Annotated in this window: 15 protein-coding genes; 7 read left to right on the forward strand and 8 right to left on the reverse strand. The window is 68.0% G+C overall.

What is annotated here, in order from left to right:
* Nucleotides 1-22: 22 nt before the first annotated feature.
* Genes ACJEIK_RS23990 through ACJEIK_RS24010 form a run of 5 tightly spaced genes read left to right on the forward strand, consistent with a single transcriptional unit; the run spans nucleotide 23 to nucleotide 4,396 of the window.
* Nucleotides 23-529 (forward strand): DUF2505 domain-containing protein, encoded by a 507-nt coding sequence (locus tag ACJEIK_RS23990; RefSeq protein ID WP_346415939.1) that lies wholly within the window; start codon nucleotides 23-25, stop codon nucleotides 527-529.
* A 20-nt stretch (nucleotides 530-549) separates the two neighbouring features.
* Entirely contained in the window at nucleotides 550-1,383 is an 834-nt protein-coding gene (locus tag ACJEIK_RS23995; RefSeq protein ID WP_409430398.1) for a class I SAM-dependent methyltransferase, read from the forward strand.
* Nucleotides 1,384-1,407: 24 nt separating this feature from the next.
* Nucleotides 1,408-2,589, forward strand: a complete 1,182-nt coding sequence (locus ACJEIK_RS24000) for a glycoside hydrolase family 3 N-terminal domain-containing protein (protein ID WP_409430399.1) — start codon at nucleotides 1,408-1,410, stop codon at nucleotides 2,587-2,589.
* 14 nt (nucleotides 2,590-2,603) lie between these two features.
* Nucleotides 2,604-3,425, forward strand: a complete 822-nt coding sequence (locus tag ACJEIK_RS24005; RefSeq protein ID WP_267324024.1) for a carbon-nitrogen hydrolase family protein — start codon at nucleotides 2,604-2,606, stop codon at nucleotides 3,423-3,425.
* The gene (locus ACJEIK_RS24010) at nucleotides 3,422-4,396 is read left to right on the forward strand and encodes a DUF2993 domain-containing protein (protein ID WP_073695393.1); all 975 of its coding nucleotides are present in this window, start codon (nucleotides 3,422-3,424) and stop codon (nucleotides 4,394-4,396) included. Before ACJEIK_RS24005 ends, ACJEIK_RS24010 begins: the two co-directional genes overlap by 4 nt.
* A gap of 57 nt (nucleotides 4,397-4,453) precedes the next feature.
* Here ACJEIK_RS24010 and deoC read toward each other — a convergent pair whose 3' ends face one another.
* The 6 genes from deoC to ACJEIK_RS24040 all read right to left on the reverse strand — a co-directional run bounded on the left by deoC (nucleotide 4,454) and on the right by ACJEIK_RS24040 (nucleotide 8,532).
* Complete coding sequence (gene deoC, locus ACJEIK_RS24015; RefSeq protein WP_409430400.1) at nucleotides 4,454-5,134, reverse strand: deoxyribose-phosphate aldolase; 681 nt, start codon at nucleotides 5,132-5,134, stop codon at nucleotides 4,454-4,456.
* Entirely contained in the window at nucleotides 5,134-5,520 is a 387-nt protein-coding gene (locus ACJEIK_RS24020; protein WP_409431754.1) for a DUF2599 domain-containing protein, read from the reverse strand. Before ACJEIK_RS24020 ends, deoC begins: the two co-directional genes overlap by 1 nt.
* Nucleotides 5,521-5,565: 45 nt before the next feature.
* Nucleotides 5,566-5,850 carry a DUF2516 family protein gene (locus ACJEIK_RS24025; RefSeq protein ID WP_020101171.1) on the reverse strand — a complete coding sequence of 95 codons (285 nt, stop codon included), beginning with the start codon at nucleotides 5,848-5,850 and terminating at the stop codon, nucleotides 5,566-5,568.
* Nucleotides 5,851-5,892: 42 nt separating this feature from the next.
* Nucleotides 5,893-6,573, reverse strand: a complete 681-nt coding sequence (locus ACJEIK_RS24030; RefSeq protein ID WP_061000293.1) for a hypothetical protein — start codon at nucleotides 6,571-6,573, stop codon at nucleotides 5,893-5,895.
* 33 nt (nucleotides 6,574-6,606) lie between these two features.
* Nucleotides 6,607-7,062, reverse strand: a complete 456-nt coding sequence (locus ACJEIK_RS24035) for a helix-turn-helix transcriptional regulator (protein ID WP_020101169.1) — start codon at nucleotides 7,060-7,062, stop codon at nucleotides 6,607-6,609.
* A gap of 108 nt (nucleotides 7,063-7,170) precedes the next feature.
* Nucleotides 7,171-8,532: a DUF445 domain-containing protein gene (locus tag ACJEIK_RS24040; protein WP_409430401.1), complete on the reverse strand. Its 1,362-nt coding sequence runs from the start codon at nucleotides 8,530-8,532 to the stop codon at nucleotides 7,171-7,173.
* 77 nt (nucleotides 8,533-8,609) lie between these two features.
* Between ACJEIK_RS24040 and ACJEIK_RS24045 the strand changes: the two genes are divergently transcribed.
* Together ACJEIK_RS24045 and ACJEIK_RS24050 are read left to right on the forward strand one after the other, a co-directional pair.
* Nucleotides 8,610-9,314, forward strand: a complete 705-nt coding sequence (locus tag ACJEIK_RS24045) for a TetR/AcrR family transcriptional regulator (protein ID WP_409430402.1) — start codon at nucleotides 8,610-8,612, stop codon at nucleotides 9,312-9,314.
* Nucleotides 9,315-9,318: 4 nt separating this feature from the next.
* Nucleotides 9,319-10,179, forward strand: a complete 861-nt coding sequence (locus tag ACJEIK_RS24050) for a polyphosphate kinase 2 family protein (protein WP_409430403.1) — start codon at nucleotides 9,319-9,321, stop codon at nucleotides 10,177-10,179.
* 52 nt (nucleotides 10,180-10,231) lie between these two features.
* Here ACJEIK_RS24050 and ACJEIK_RS24055 read toward each other — a convergent pair whose 3' ends face one another.
* A complete protein-coding gene (locus tag ACJEIK_RS24055; RefSeq protein ID WP_267324027.1) occupies nucleotides 10,232-11,107 on the reverse strand; it encodes a cyclopropane mycolic acid synthase family methyltransferase in 876 nt (291 codons plus the stop codon).
* A gap of 163 nt (nucleotides 11,108-11,270) precedes the next feature.
* Nucleotides 11,271-12,086: a 3-hydroxybutyryl-CoA dehydrogenase gene (locus ACJEIK_RS24060; RefSeq protein ID WP_061000299.1), complete on the reverse strand. Its 816-nt coding sequence runs from the start codon at nucleotides 12,084-12,086 to the stop codon at nucleotides 11,271-11,273.
* Nucleotides 12,087-12,126 lie beyond the last annotated feature (40 nt).

The following is a 12,126-nucleotide window of genomic DNA, read 5'->3' on the forward strand; positions in this document are numbered from 1 at the left end:
GCTAACGGTAGCGTGGCCGAGTATGGCCCGCTCTTTCGACATGGTTGCCGAATACCTCGGGACCGTGGCGCAGGTGCACAGCGCGTTCTGCAGCAAGGATTACTGGCTGGACCGGCTGGCAGAGGGCCGCGCCGACGTGTCGACCCTCGACTCGTTCGCCGAGGACGGCCACGGCGGCACGGACATCACCACCACGCAGACCATGCGCGCCGCCGGCCTGCCCAGCATCGTCACCCAGTTCCACTTCGGTGACCTCAGCCTGGTCCGCGAAGAGCACTGGGGCCCGCTCTCCGACGGGCGTGCCGTCGGGACGGTGCGCAGCCGCGTCCCCGGCGCGCCCGCGACCATCACCGGCAAGGGTGTCCTGACCGCCACCGGAGACGGTGCGCGACTGGACTTCTCGGCGAACGTCGAGGTCCGCATCCCGTTGGTCGGCGGCAAGCTCGAGGCGATGCTGGGGCAGCAACTCGGCTATCTGATCGAGCTGGAGCAGAAATTCACCAGCGACTGGATCGCCGCCCGCCGGTGAGCCGCCCATAAACTCGGGCCATGAGTTCGCCGTTGGGCCAGCCACGGGGTACACCTGTCGGCCAGCCACGGGGTACTCCTGTCGGCCAGCCGACGCGCGGCACAACGGGATACAACCGCCTGCGCCGCAGCGACCGCTGGCTCGTGCACTCGCCGCGGGTGCGGGCGCTGCTGCGCACCGCGCCGGATCCTGTGGTCGTCGACCTCGGCTACGGCGCGCTTCCGGTGACCACCGTGGAACTGGCGTCCCGGCTGCGCACCGTCCGGGCCGACGTGCGAGTGGTAGGCCTGGAGATTCACCCGGACCGGGTGCGGCTGGCCCGGGAGCTGGCCGGCGACGTCGCCGAATTCGGCCTCGGCGGCTTCGAATTGGCCGGGCACACACCGGTTCTGGTGCGCGCGTTCAATGTGTTGCGGCAGTACGACGTCGCCGACGTACCCGCCGCGTGGGCGGAGATGACGGGCCGGCTCGCACCCGGCGGGCTGTTGGTCGACGGCACCTGCGACGAGTTGGGCCGGCGCTGCTGCTGGGTCCTGCTCGACGCCGACGGGCCGGTGAGCCTGACCTTGTCGTGCGACCCGTTCGCCATCGAGCGGCCCTCCGATCTGGCGGAGCGACTGCCGAAAGTGCTTATCCACCACAATGTTCCGGGTCAGCCGATCCACCAGCTGCTGCAGGCCGCCGACCGCGCCTGGGCCACCACGGCCGGGCACGGGGTGTTCGGCCCGCGGGTCCGCTGGCGCGCGATGCTCGACCTGCTGGTCGCCGAGGGCCAACCGCTGGAGCCGCCACGTCGCCGGTTGCGTGACGGCGTGCTGACCGTGCCGTGGTCGGCCGTCGCGCCCACACCGTGACGACGAGCGCATAGGGTTCGCCGTATGCCGTCACCCCGCAGCCGACTGCGATCGCCGGTCGTCCTGGCCTCGGCCGCGGCGGTGATCGTCGTCGCCCTGATCGTCGCGACCGTCCTGAGCAAGCCGCGGCCCGTCGACGCCCCGCCGCCGGCGCCCAACCAGCCCACCGCGGCACCGCCGCCTGCCCCGTGCCGGCTGGACACCGTCGTGACAGCCCTCAGCGTGCGCCAGAAACTGGCCCAGCTGCTGATGGTCGGGGTCAAGAACCTGGCCGACGCGGAGGCCGTCGTCCGGCAGCAGGAGGTCGGCGGCATCTTCATCACCAGCTGGACCGACTACTCGATGCTCGGCGCTCCCCTGACCGCGCTGGCGCAGGAACCCCGGCCACTGCCGATCGCGGTCAGCGTCGACGAGGAGGGCGGCCGGGTGCAGCGGCTGAAAGGCCTCATCGGCAGCCAACCGTCGGCGCGCGCGCTCGTCGCCGCGGGCAAGAGCCCGGAACAGGTTCGCGAGATCGCCAGGCTGCGCGGGCAGGCGATGAAGGAACTCGGCATCACCATCGACTTCGCGCCCGTCGTCGACATCACCAACGCGGCCGACGGCACCGTCATCGGCGACCGCTCGTGGGGCAACACCGCCGAGATCGTCACCGCCTACGCCGGCGCGTACGCCGACGGCCTGCGTGACGCCGGCGTGCTGCCGGTACTCAAGCACTTCCCCGGCCACGGCCATGCCTCCGGTGACTCGCACCAGGGCGGCGTCGTCACCCCGCCGCTGGCCCAGCTCGAGACGCTGGACCTGGTGCCGTACCAGTCTCTGACGACCCGCAAGCCCGTCGCCGTGATGGTCGGCCACATGCAGGTGCCCGGCCTCACCGAGACCGACCCGGCCAGCCTGTCCAAGGCCGCGTACGACCTGCTGCGCAGCGGCAGCTACGGCGGGCAGCCCTTTGACGGCGCCGTATTCACCGACGACCTCTCCAGCATGGGCGCCATCACGCAGCGCTACAGCGTGCCCGAGGCGGTGCTCAAAGCCCTGCAGGCCGGCGCCGACACCGCGCTGTGGATCACCACCAAAGAGGTGCCCGACGTCCTCGACCGGCTGCAGCAGGCCGTCGACTCCGGCGAGCTGCCCACCGAACGCGTCGACGACGCCGTGCGGCACATGGCGCTGACCAAGGATCCGTCCCTGGCCTGCACCCGCTGATTACGCTGGGGCGCATGCGCATCGCACTGGCCCAGATCGGCGCCGGCACCGACCCCGAGGCCAACCTGGCGCTGGTCGCCGACCACACGGCGCGCGCCGCCGACGCCGGTGCCGACCTGGTGTTGTTCCCCGAGGCGACGATGTGCCGGTTCGGGGTGCCGCTCGCGCCCGTGGCGCAGCCGCTCGACGGCCCGTGGGCGGACGCCGTCCGCGACCTCGCCGAACGGTCGGGTGTGACCGTGGTGGCGGGGATGTTCTGCCCGACCGCCGACGGCCGCGTCACCAACACCCTGCTCGCCACGGGCCCGGGCGTCGACGCGCACTACCACAAGATTCACCTCTACGACGCCTTCGGGTTCGCCGAATCACGCACTGTGGCAAGGGGTTTCGAGCCCGTCGTGATCGACGTTCGGACCGCCGACGGCAACGTGCCCGTCGGCCTCACGACGTGTTACGACGTCCGGTTCCCGGAGCTGCATCTCGAGCTCGCCGAACGCGGGGCCAAGCTGCTGACCGTCCACGCGTCGTGGGGATCGGGCCCGGGCAAGCTGGACCAGTGGACGCTGCTGGCCCGCGCCCGCGCGCTCGACACCGGCTGTTTCGTCGCCGCCGTCGACCAGCCGTACCCCGGTGACGAACTCGCCAAGAAGGGTCCGACCGGCAACGGCGGGAGTCTGGTGGCCTCCCCCACAGGCGACATCGTGGTGCAGGCCGGCCTCGAGCCGGAACTGCTGGTCACCGACGTCGACCTGGCCGCCGTCGAGCGGGCCCGCGAGACCATCGCCGTGCTGCGCAACCGCACCACGATTCCGCGTAAGGCACAATCGCAAGGGTGACTGACCCCTGGGCCCGCCCCGCCAATGAGGACGCCGCACCATCTGCCGAGCCCGCGCCGCAGGCGCCGGAGGCTCCGGGTGCCCAGCCCACCGAGGTGCTGACGGCCGCCGACGTCCCGCCCGCCTACGGCGCCGACGCTCCCGCCCCGGCCGCCTACGGCGGCGACGTACCGCCGACGTCCTACCCGGCTCCACAGCAGGTGCCCGCCACCGATCCGCCGAAGAAGCGCCGCGGTGTCATGGAGCTGCTGCGCGACCCGATGTCGCTGATCCTGATCATCGTCATCGCACTCGCACTGTCGGCTGCGGGTGTGGTCGGCGGCGAGTTCTACGCCCGTAGCCGCGGCAACAGCGTCGTCTCGCAGTCCGTCCAGTGCGTCGTCCAGGACAAGGTCGACGTCCAGTTCGGCGCGACGCCGTTCCTGTGGCAGGTCGCCAACAAGCACTATGACCACATCACGGTGACCACGGCCGGCAACCAGCTGCGTTTCGCCAAGGGCATGAAGGCCCAGATCAACATCGACGACGTCAAGCTCGACAAGACGGCGAAGTCGGCCGGCACCATCGGGTCCCTCGATGCGACCGTCACCTGGTCGGCCGACGGCATCAAGCAGACCATCGCCGACACCGTCCCGGTGCTGGGTGGCCTGGTCTCCGACGTCACCACCGACCCGTCGTCGGGCACCATCGTGCTGGACGCGCCGATGACCCAGATCGTGGCCAAGCCGACGCTGTCCGACGGCACCATCTCGCTCAAGGTGGAGCAGCTCACCGGCCTGGGCTTCCTGCTGCCGCGCGAGTCGATCCAGCCGGCGCTGGACCTGTTCGCGTCGCAGCTGACCAAGGACTACCCGATGGGCATCAAGCCGGAAGCCCTGCAGGTGACCGGTACCGGCGTGACCGCGAAGTTCGGCACCAAGAACGCGACCATCCCGCTGGGCCAGCAGGACACCTGCTTCTCCGGCCTCTGATCCGAGCGATTTGTGCACGATTTTCCGCGGTGACCGCGGAAAATCGTGCACAAATCCCTAGTTGAGGCCGTCGAGGACGGCGCGGGTACCGGACAGGCCGAGCCGGGTGGCGCCGGCGTCCAGCATCGCCACGGCGTCGGCGGCCGAACGGATACCGCCACTGGCCTTGATACCCAGCGCCGGGACGGTCTGGGCCATGATCTCCACGGCCTGCACGGACGCGCCGCCTGCCGGGTGGAAACCGGTGGAGGTCTTCACGAAATCGGCGCCGGCGTCGGCGGCCGCCCGGCAGACGTCGGCCAGTGTCGGCGCGCCGGCCATGGTCAGCAACGCAGCGGATTCGACGATCACCTTCAGCACCGCCATCGGGGCGGCCCCGCGGACCGCGGAAATATCGGCGAACACCGCCGAGATGTCGCCGGCGATCGCGGCGCCCACATCGATCACCATGTCGACCTCGTCGGCACCGCGCCGGCCGTCGGATCCGACGACCGACAACGCGGCCTCGCGCGCCTTGATCTGCGAATCATGCTTGCCCGACGGGAATCCCACGACGGTCGCGATCTTGACGCGCTCGGGCACCTCGACCGCGCCGAGCATCGACGGCGACACACAGACCGCGCAGACTCCCAGATCGGCGGCCTCCCAGCACAGGCTCGCCACGTCGGCGGCGGTCGCCTCGGGCTTGAGCAAGGTGTGGTCGACCAGTGCGGCCACCTGCTGGCGGGTCCAACTCATCAGAACGGCTCCTCTGCGCCACCGGGATTGCAACGTGCTCTCACCATCTGGTTGTCGTCGACCACCGGGCGCCACGGCTCGAGATTCCAGCTGGTCTTGCCGGGCGCGCCCGCCTCGGCGAAATACCAGTGGCACATGAACTGGCCGCGCATGCCGGGGGTGTCGGCGTCAGGGGCCAGGCTCAAGACCTCGGACCACGCCTCGTCTCCCGGCTGCGTGGCGCCCAGGCCGGACGCGCGCCGGCCGGCCCACGTCGGATACACCCGCAGGCTCTTCGAACCGTCCCATTGCGTCCACCGGGTGTGGTCGATGTAGGGCGGCGACGGTACGGGTTGTGGACTGGGTTCGTTGGGATCAGCTGTGGACAGCGGGGCCGGCGCCAGCATCAACGTCGCGGCAGCCAGCACCCCGCACCAGTTCGAGCGCACCGACTACCGGGATTTCCCTTGGACCTCAAGGAGTTTGGGCTTCACGTCGACCAGGTACACACCGGTGGCGCAGGCCGCGATGGCCGCGCCGACGGGCGGGCCGATGATCCAGCCCAGGACCGCGCCGCCGCCCAGGATGGCCAGCCACACCGGCTTGGTCAGTTTGTCGACGGCCGTGTAGGCGTCCGGCCGCTGCATGGCGGCATGCACGAACGCATAAACGGTCGTGGCCAGCACCGCGATCTGCAACGCGAAAAGGACGTAACCCACCAGGCTTCCGAGGTACACGCCCTCAGCCTATGTGGGTTACGTCCCTGACGTCGAACCTGATTACTTCTGGGTGACCTTCTTGGCCGGGGCGGCCTTCTTGGCCGGAGCCTTGGCAGCGGCCTTGGCCGGGGCGGCCTTGGTCGCAGCAGCCTTGGCCGGGGCCTTCTTGGCGGCCGGCGCCTTCTTGGCCGGGGCGGCCTTCTTGGCCGGGGCCTCTTCCTTCTCGGGCAGCTCGACGCCGACCAGCTTGGCGGCGCGCTCGCCGACCGCGCGGGTCTGGCTGGCGACGTTGCCCAGGGCGTCCTGGGTCAGCTCGGTGACCTGCTCGCGCACGTCCTCGACACGCTCACGGACGTCCTCGACGCGCTCGCGGACGCTCTCGATCGACGACTGGGTGCGCAGGCGCTCCAGGGCAGCCTCGCCACGCTCGACCAGCTTGTTGTAGGTGTTCTGGGCGTTCTCGGCGTAGGTCTCGGCGGCCTTGCGCAGCTCTTCGGTGCTGAACTTCTCGCGCAGGTCTTCAACCTGGCCCGGCAGTTCTTCCTGCAGCTTGGTCAGGCGGGCACGGCCCTCTTCGACACGCGCGTTGGCATCGGTGCGGGCCTCTTCGGCACGCTCACGCAGGCTCGCGACGATCTCGTTGACGGTGGCCAGGGCCAGGTCCGCGGCGCCGACGGCGGCGAACAGGGGGGCCTTCAGGTCTTCGATGGTGGGCTGGCTGGTCTCTTTGTTCTCTGCCATGTTCGTTGTTTCCTTTCTCGGGTACTGCGTTGGTCAGTTCGCTACTTGGTGAGTGTCAGTCGTCGTTGTCTGCTCCTCACTGGCGGCTTCCAATTCAGGCTGATCAGGAAGCGGTTTGGACTCGGCATCGTTCTGCTGCCGGAAGGACGTGTAGATGTCGAGCAGCACCTGCTTCTGCCGCTCGGTGATCGAGAGGTCCGCGATGATGGCGTCGCGCACCTCGCCGGCGGCGCTGGGTTCCAGAATTCCGGCCCGCACGTAGAGCACCTCGGCCGAAACCCTGAGCGCCTTGGCGATCTGGTTCAGCACATCGGCCGACGGCTTGCGCAGGCCACGCTCGATCTGGCTCAGGTAGGGGTTGCTGACACCCGCCTTCTCAGCGAGCTGGCGGACGGAGACCTGCGCAGCCTCCCGCTGGGTGCGGATGAAGCTGCCGATGTCCTGGGCTGCATTCGACATGACGGCGGCGATATCTGCATCCTGCGCCATGTCGTTCCCCTGTCTTCGTCGACCGCTTTTGGTGGGCGGTCCGTACCAAAACAACGGTACGAGGGGGTGCTAACTATTGCAAGCGCTAGCAAGCGCCAGCTAGCACTGTCAGACGAAAAGCTCAGCGATCGTGTATATGACGAGGCCCGCCAACGATCCGACGACGGTGCCGTTGATACGGATGAACTGCAGGTCACGGCCCACATGGAGCTCGATCCGCCGGCTCGCCTCGTCGGCGTCCCAGCGCTCGATGGTCTCGGTGATGATCGCTGTGATCTCCGTCCCATACTGCGCTACAAGGTGTTTTGCACCCCTGACGAGCCAGTTGTCGACCTTGTCGCGCAGCTCCGCGTCGTCCCGCAGAGACTCCCCGATTCGCACCACCGAATCTGCAATCCGGGTGCGCAAAACTGACGTCGGATCGTCCACCGATTCGAGGATGATGCGCTTGGCGGTACTCCACGCGGTCTCGGCCGCGCGGGCCACCTCGTCGCGCGCCAGGATCTGCTCCTTGATGCGCTCCGCCCGCGCGATGGTGTCCTCGTCGTTCTGCAGATCGTCGGCGAAGTCGAAGAGGAACTTCGTCGCCGACATCCGCAGCTCGTGCTCGGGGTTGCGGCGCACCTTGTCGGTGAAGTCCATGAGCTCGCGGTGGATCCGGTCACCCACCAGGTGGTCGACCCAGCGCGGCGACCACGTCGGCGAATCCCGCTCGATGACGCGTTCGATGATCTCGCCGGCGTTGAGCGACCACTGGAACGCCCGGTCGGCCAGCAGCTGCAGCAGCGCCTCCTGCCGCCGCTCCGCCAGCAGGCTCTCCAGCACCCGGCCGATCGGCGGACCCCACTGCGGTTCGGCGATGCGCTTGACGATCATCCGGTCCAGGACGTGCTGGACGTCTTCGTCGCGCAGCAGCTCCACCAGGACGCGCAGCACCGTCGACGCCTCGGCGGCCACCCGCGCCGCATGCTCCGGTTCCGACAGCCACTTGCCCAGTCGGCTGGCGACCTGGGCGTCGCGCAGCTTGGTCTCCACGACCTCCTGCGACATGAAGTTCTCGCGGACGAAGGTGCCCAGGCCCTCGCCCAGCTGGTCCTTCTTGCGCGGGATGATCGCGGTGTGCGGGATCGGGATGCCCAGCGGATGCCGGAACAGCGCCGTGACGGCGAACCAGTCGGCGAGCGCGCCGACCATGCCGGCCTCCGCGGCGGCCCGCACGTAGCCCACCCACGGCCCGGTCCAGCTGTACGCGCCGCCGCGGGCCTGCAACCACGTGCACACCGCAAACAGCACCGTCGCACCGAGCAGGAAGCTCAGCGCGACCGCTTTCATCCGGCGCAGATTGCGGCGCCGCTCTTCGTCGGCCGTGTGATCGGCGCCGGCAAACGACTCCGCGAGGCTGACGTGCGGTTCGAGGGATGCCTGGTGCCTCGGCTGAGGTCCAGGTCCCGGCCTGGGTCGGTGTGCCACCCTTCCATCATCCTGTATGCCTGGCGTGGTCGCCCCGTATTATTAAGCGGACCTAGCGGAATGGACGTATCGCGACCGTGGCACAGCAAAACGCACCCTCGTCGGCAAGAGCCGACGGGCGGAAACGACGCTGGCACCAACACAAGGTCGATCGCCGCAACGAACTGGTCGACGGCACCCTCGAGGCCGTCCGGCGCCGCGGCAGCAACGTCAGCATGGACGAGATCGCGGCCGAGATCGGCGTGTCGAAGACGGTGCTCTACCGCTACTTCGTCGACAAGAACGATCTCACGACCGCGGTGATGATGCGGTTCGCGCAAACCACGCTGATCCCCAACATGGCATCGGCGCTGTCGTCCAACCTCGACGGCTTCGAACTCACCCGCGAGATCATCCGCGTGTATGTCGACACCGTCGCGGCGGAACCCGAGATCTATCCGTTCGTCTTCGCCAACAGCTCGGCGAGCAAGAGCAAGGCCATCGCCGACTCCGAGCAGATCATCGCGCGGATGCTCGCCGTCGTGCTGCGCCGGCGCATGGCGCATGCCGGCATGGACACCGGCGGCGTCGACGCCTTCGCGTTCCACACCGTCGGCGGCGTGCAGCTGGCCACCCACTCGTGGATGTCGAATCCGCGGATGACGGCCAAGGAGCTCATCGACTACCTGACCATGTTGTCGTGGAGCGCGCTGCGCGGCATCGTCGAGGTCGGCGGCTCGCTCGCGGTGTTCAACTCGCAACCCCATCCCTCCCCGGCCCTGCCGAGTCATCTGCTTCACTGATCGCGTGACCTCCGATCTGCCGTCGTTGTGGACCCACGAACCGCACAAGCACCTGGAGTTCAAACCCGGCCTGCGCGTCGCCGACATCGACCCGGACGCCACCCCCGGGTTCCGCGGCAAGAAGGCCGACGCACCCGAACTGCAGGCCGAACGCAACGAGCGGTTCGCCGAACTGCAGGAGATGCTGTACGCCAACAGCCGCTCCGGGGACACCCGCTCGATCCTGCTGGTGTTGCAGGGCATGGACACCGCCGGCAAGGGCGGCATCGTCAAACATGTGGTCGGCGCCGGCAATCCGCAGGGCATCCGATACTCCAGCTTCGGCAAGCCCACCCCCGAAGAGCTGTCCCACCATTACCTCTGGCGGATCCAGAAGGCGGTACCACCGGCCGGGCACATCGGCGTCTTCGACCGCTCGCACTACGAGGACGTACTGATCGTGCGCGTGCACGACCTGGTGCCGCCGTCGGTGTGGGAACGCCGGTACGACGAGATCAACACGTTCGAGCGCGAACTCACCGATACGGGGACGACGATCATCAAGGTCGCGATGTTCGTCTCGCTCGACGAGCAGAAGAAGCGGCTCGCGGAGCGGCTCGACCGGCCCGACAAGTACTGGAAGTACAACCCCGCCGACATCGACGAGCGACTGCTGTGGCCCAAATATCAGGAGGCGTACCAGGCGGTGCTGGACCGCACCTCCACCGACTACGCGCCGTGGCACGTCGTGCCCTGCAACCGCAAGTGGTACTCCCGGCTGGCCATCACCGAGCTGCTGATCGAGGCCCTCGAGCGCCTCAAATTGTCCTGGCCCCCAGCCGATTTCGACGTCGAGGCGGAGAAGAAACGGCTAGAGTCCGCGTAGCGCACAAAAAGAGAAGCCCCCCGACCCAGGTCGGGGGGCTCTCTTTTCCGGCTTACTTGACCAGCGTGAACTGGCCGATGTTGGTGATGCCGCGACGGAAGAAGTCGGCGCAACCGGTCAGGTACTTCATGTAGCGGTCGTAGACCTCCTGGCCCTGCAGGGCGATGGCCTCGTCCTTGGCCGCCTCCAGGTTGGCCGCCCACATGTCGAGCGTGCGCGCGTAGTGCGGACGCAGCAGGTGGGTGCGCTGCAGAGTGAAGCCCGAGCCCGCCGCGAGCTGCTCGATGTCCTCGACGGCCGGCAGCTGGCCGCCGGGGAAGATCTCGTCGCCGATGAACTTCATGAACTTCAGGTCGCTGATGGTCAGCTTGATGCCGTTCTCGCGGAAGAACTGCTGGGTGTGCGCGAGGATCGTGTGCAGCAGCATCCGGCCGCCGTTCTCCGGCAGGATGCTGTAGGCGCGCTCGAAGAAGATCGGGTAGCGCTCCTGCTTGAAGGCCTCGAAAGCGCCGATCGAGACGATGCGGTCGACGGGCTCGTCGAACTCTTCCCAGCCCTGCATCCGGATCTCGATGCTGCGGTTGGTGTCGATCTTGGCGAGGCGAGCGCGGGCGTACTCCGACTGCGCCTTGCTCAGGGTGATGCCGATGACGTTCACGTCGAACTGGGTGATGGCCCGCTCGAGCGCGCCGCCCCAGCCACAGCCGATGTCGAGCAGGGTCATGCCCGGCTTCAGATCGAGCTTGCCGAGCGCCAGGTCGAACTTGGCGTTCTGCGACTCCTCGAGAGTCATGTCCTCGCGCTCGTAGTAGCCGCAGGTGTAACCCATGGTGGGGCCGAGCCACAGGGCGAAGAACTCATTCGAGATGTCGTAGATCGACTGCGACTCCTCGTAATGGGGGGTCAAATCGATGTCGGCTTGAGACATATCGGTATCTATCCTTTGCGTTTACGTTCGCCGGGTCGGGCGGCGCGACCGCATGCTGCGGCCAGCTGAAATACCCGTACGTGCGCGCCCTGACGGGCCCAGCGAAAAACAACCCGCACGCAAGGTTAACGAAAATTACTGTCAGGCTCCAACCCGGCGTCTGTCAGTAGGTGTAGAAGCCCTTACCGGACTTCTTGCCGAGCTGGCCTGCCTCGACCATGCGCAGCAGCAACGGCGGCGCCGCGTACAGCGGCTCCTTGTACTCGTCGTACATGGAGTCGGCGATCAGCTTCATGGTGTCCAGGCCCACCAGGTCAGCAAGCTTCAGCGGACCCATCGGATGCGACAACCCGGCGACGACCGCGGTGTCGATGTCCTCGACGGTGGCGAAGCCCGATTCGGCCATCCGGATGGCAGCCAGCAGGTAGGGAACCAGCAGGAAGTTGACAACGAAGCCCGAGCGATCGGACGCCCGCACGACCTTCTTGCCCAGCACGTCGGCGGCGAAAGTCTCGACGCGCGCGGCGGCTTCGGGGGCGGTCGTCACCGAGGAGATGAGCTCGACCAGGGGCAGCACGGGCACCGGGTTGAAGAAGTGCAGACCGAGCACCCGGCTCGGGTTCTTGGTCGCGGCGGCGATGCGCATGATCGGGATGGACGATGTGTTCGACGCCAGCACCGCGTCGGGGTCGGTGATGATCTCGTCAAGCTGAGAAAAAACCTTCGTCTTGACGTTGACGTCTTCGACGATGGCCTCGATGACGAGCTGCCGGTCGGCCATGTCGGCCAGGTCGTTGGTGAAGCTCAGGCGGCCCAGCGCGGCGTCGCGGTCGGCCTCGGACAACTTGCCCTTCTTGACCGCGTTGTCCAGCGACTTGGTGATCCGCTCCCGGCCGGCGGTGGTCAGCGCCTCGGTCGGCTCGAACGCCAGGACCTGTGCGCCTGCCTTGATACAGACCTCGGCGATACCGCCGCCCATCTGCCCGGCCCCGATGACCCCGACTCGTTCGATTGCGTTG

Origin of the sequence: Mycobacterium sp. SMC-16, assembly GCF_046250085.1 — a bacterium.
Lineage (GTDB): Bacteria > Actinomycetota > Actinomycetes > Mycobacteriales > Mycobacteriaceae > Mycobacterium > Mycobacterium phocaicum.

Excerpts from the sequence above, each read along its gene's own strand:
- ACJEIK_RS23990 (WP_346415939.1), top strand. The coding sequence starts at position 23 with ATGGCCCGCTCTTTCGACATGGTTGCCGAATACCTCGGGACCGTGGCG.
- ACJEIK_RS23995 (WP_409430398.1), top strand. The coding sequence starts at position 550 with ATGAGTTCGCCGTTGGGCCAGCCACGGGGTACACCTGTCGGCCAGCCA.
- ACJEIK_RS24000 (WP_409430399.1), top strand. The coding sequence starts at position 1,408 with ATGCCGTCACCCCGCAGCCGACTGCGATCGCCGGTCGTCCTGGCCTCG.
- ACJEIK_RS24005 (WP_267324024.1), top strand. The coding sequence starts at position 2,604 with ATGCGCATCGCACTGGCCCAGATCGGCGCCGGCACCGACCCCGAGGCC.
- deoC (WP_409430400.1), bottom strand. The coding sequence starts at position 5,134 with ATGAGTTGGACCCGCCAGCAGGTGGCCGCACTGGTCGACCACACCTTG.
- ACJEIK_RS24020 (WP_409431754.1), bottom strand. The coding sequence starts at position 5,520 with ATGCTGGCGCCGGCCCCGCTGTCCACAGCTGATCCCAACGAACCCAGT.
- ACJEIK_RS24030 (WP_061000293.1), bottom strand. The coding sequence starts at position 6,573 with ATGGCAGAGAACAAAGAGACCAGCCAGCCCACCATCGAAGACCTGAAG.
- ACJEIK_RS24035 (WP_020101169.1), bottom strand. The coding sequence starts at position 7,062 with ATGGCGCAGGATGCAGATATCGCCGCCGTCATGTCGAATGCAGCCCAG.
- ACJEIK_RS24055 (WP_267324027.1), bottom strand. The coding sequence starts at position 11,107 with ATGTCTCAAGCCGACATCGATTTGACCCCCCATTACGAGGAGTCGCAG.
- ACJEIK_RS24060 (WP_061000299.1), bottom strand. The coding sequence starts at position 12,086 with ATGGGCGGCGGTATCGCCGAGGTCTGTATCAAGGCAGGCGCACAGGTC.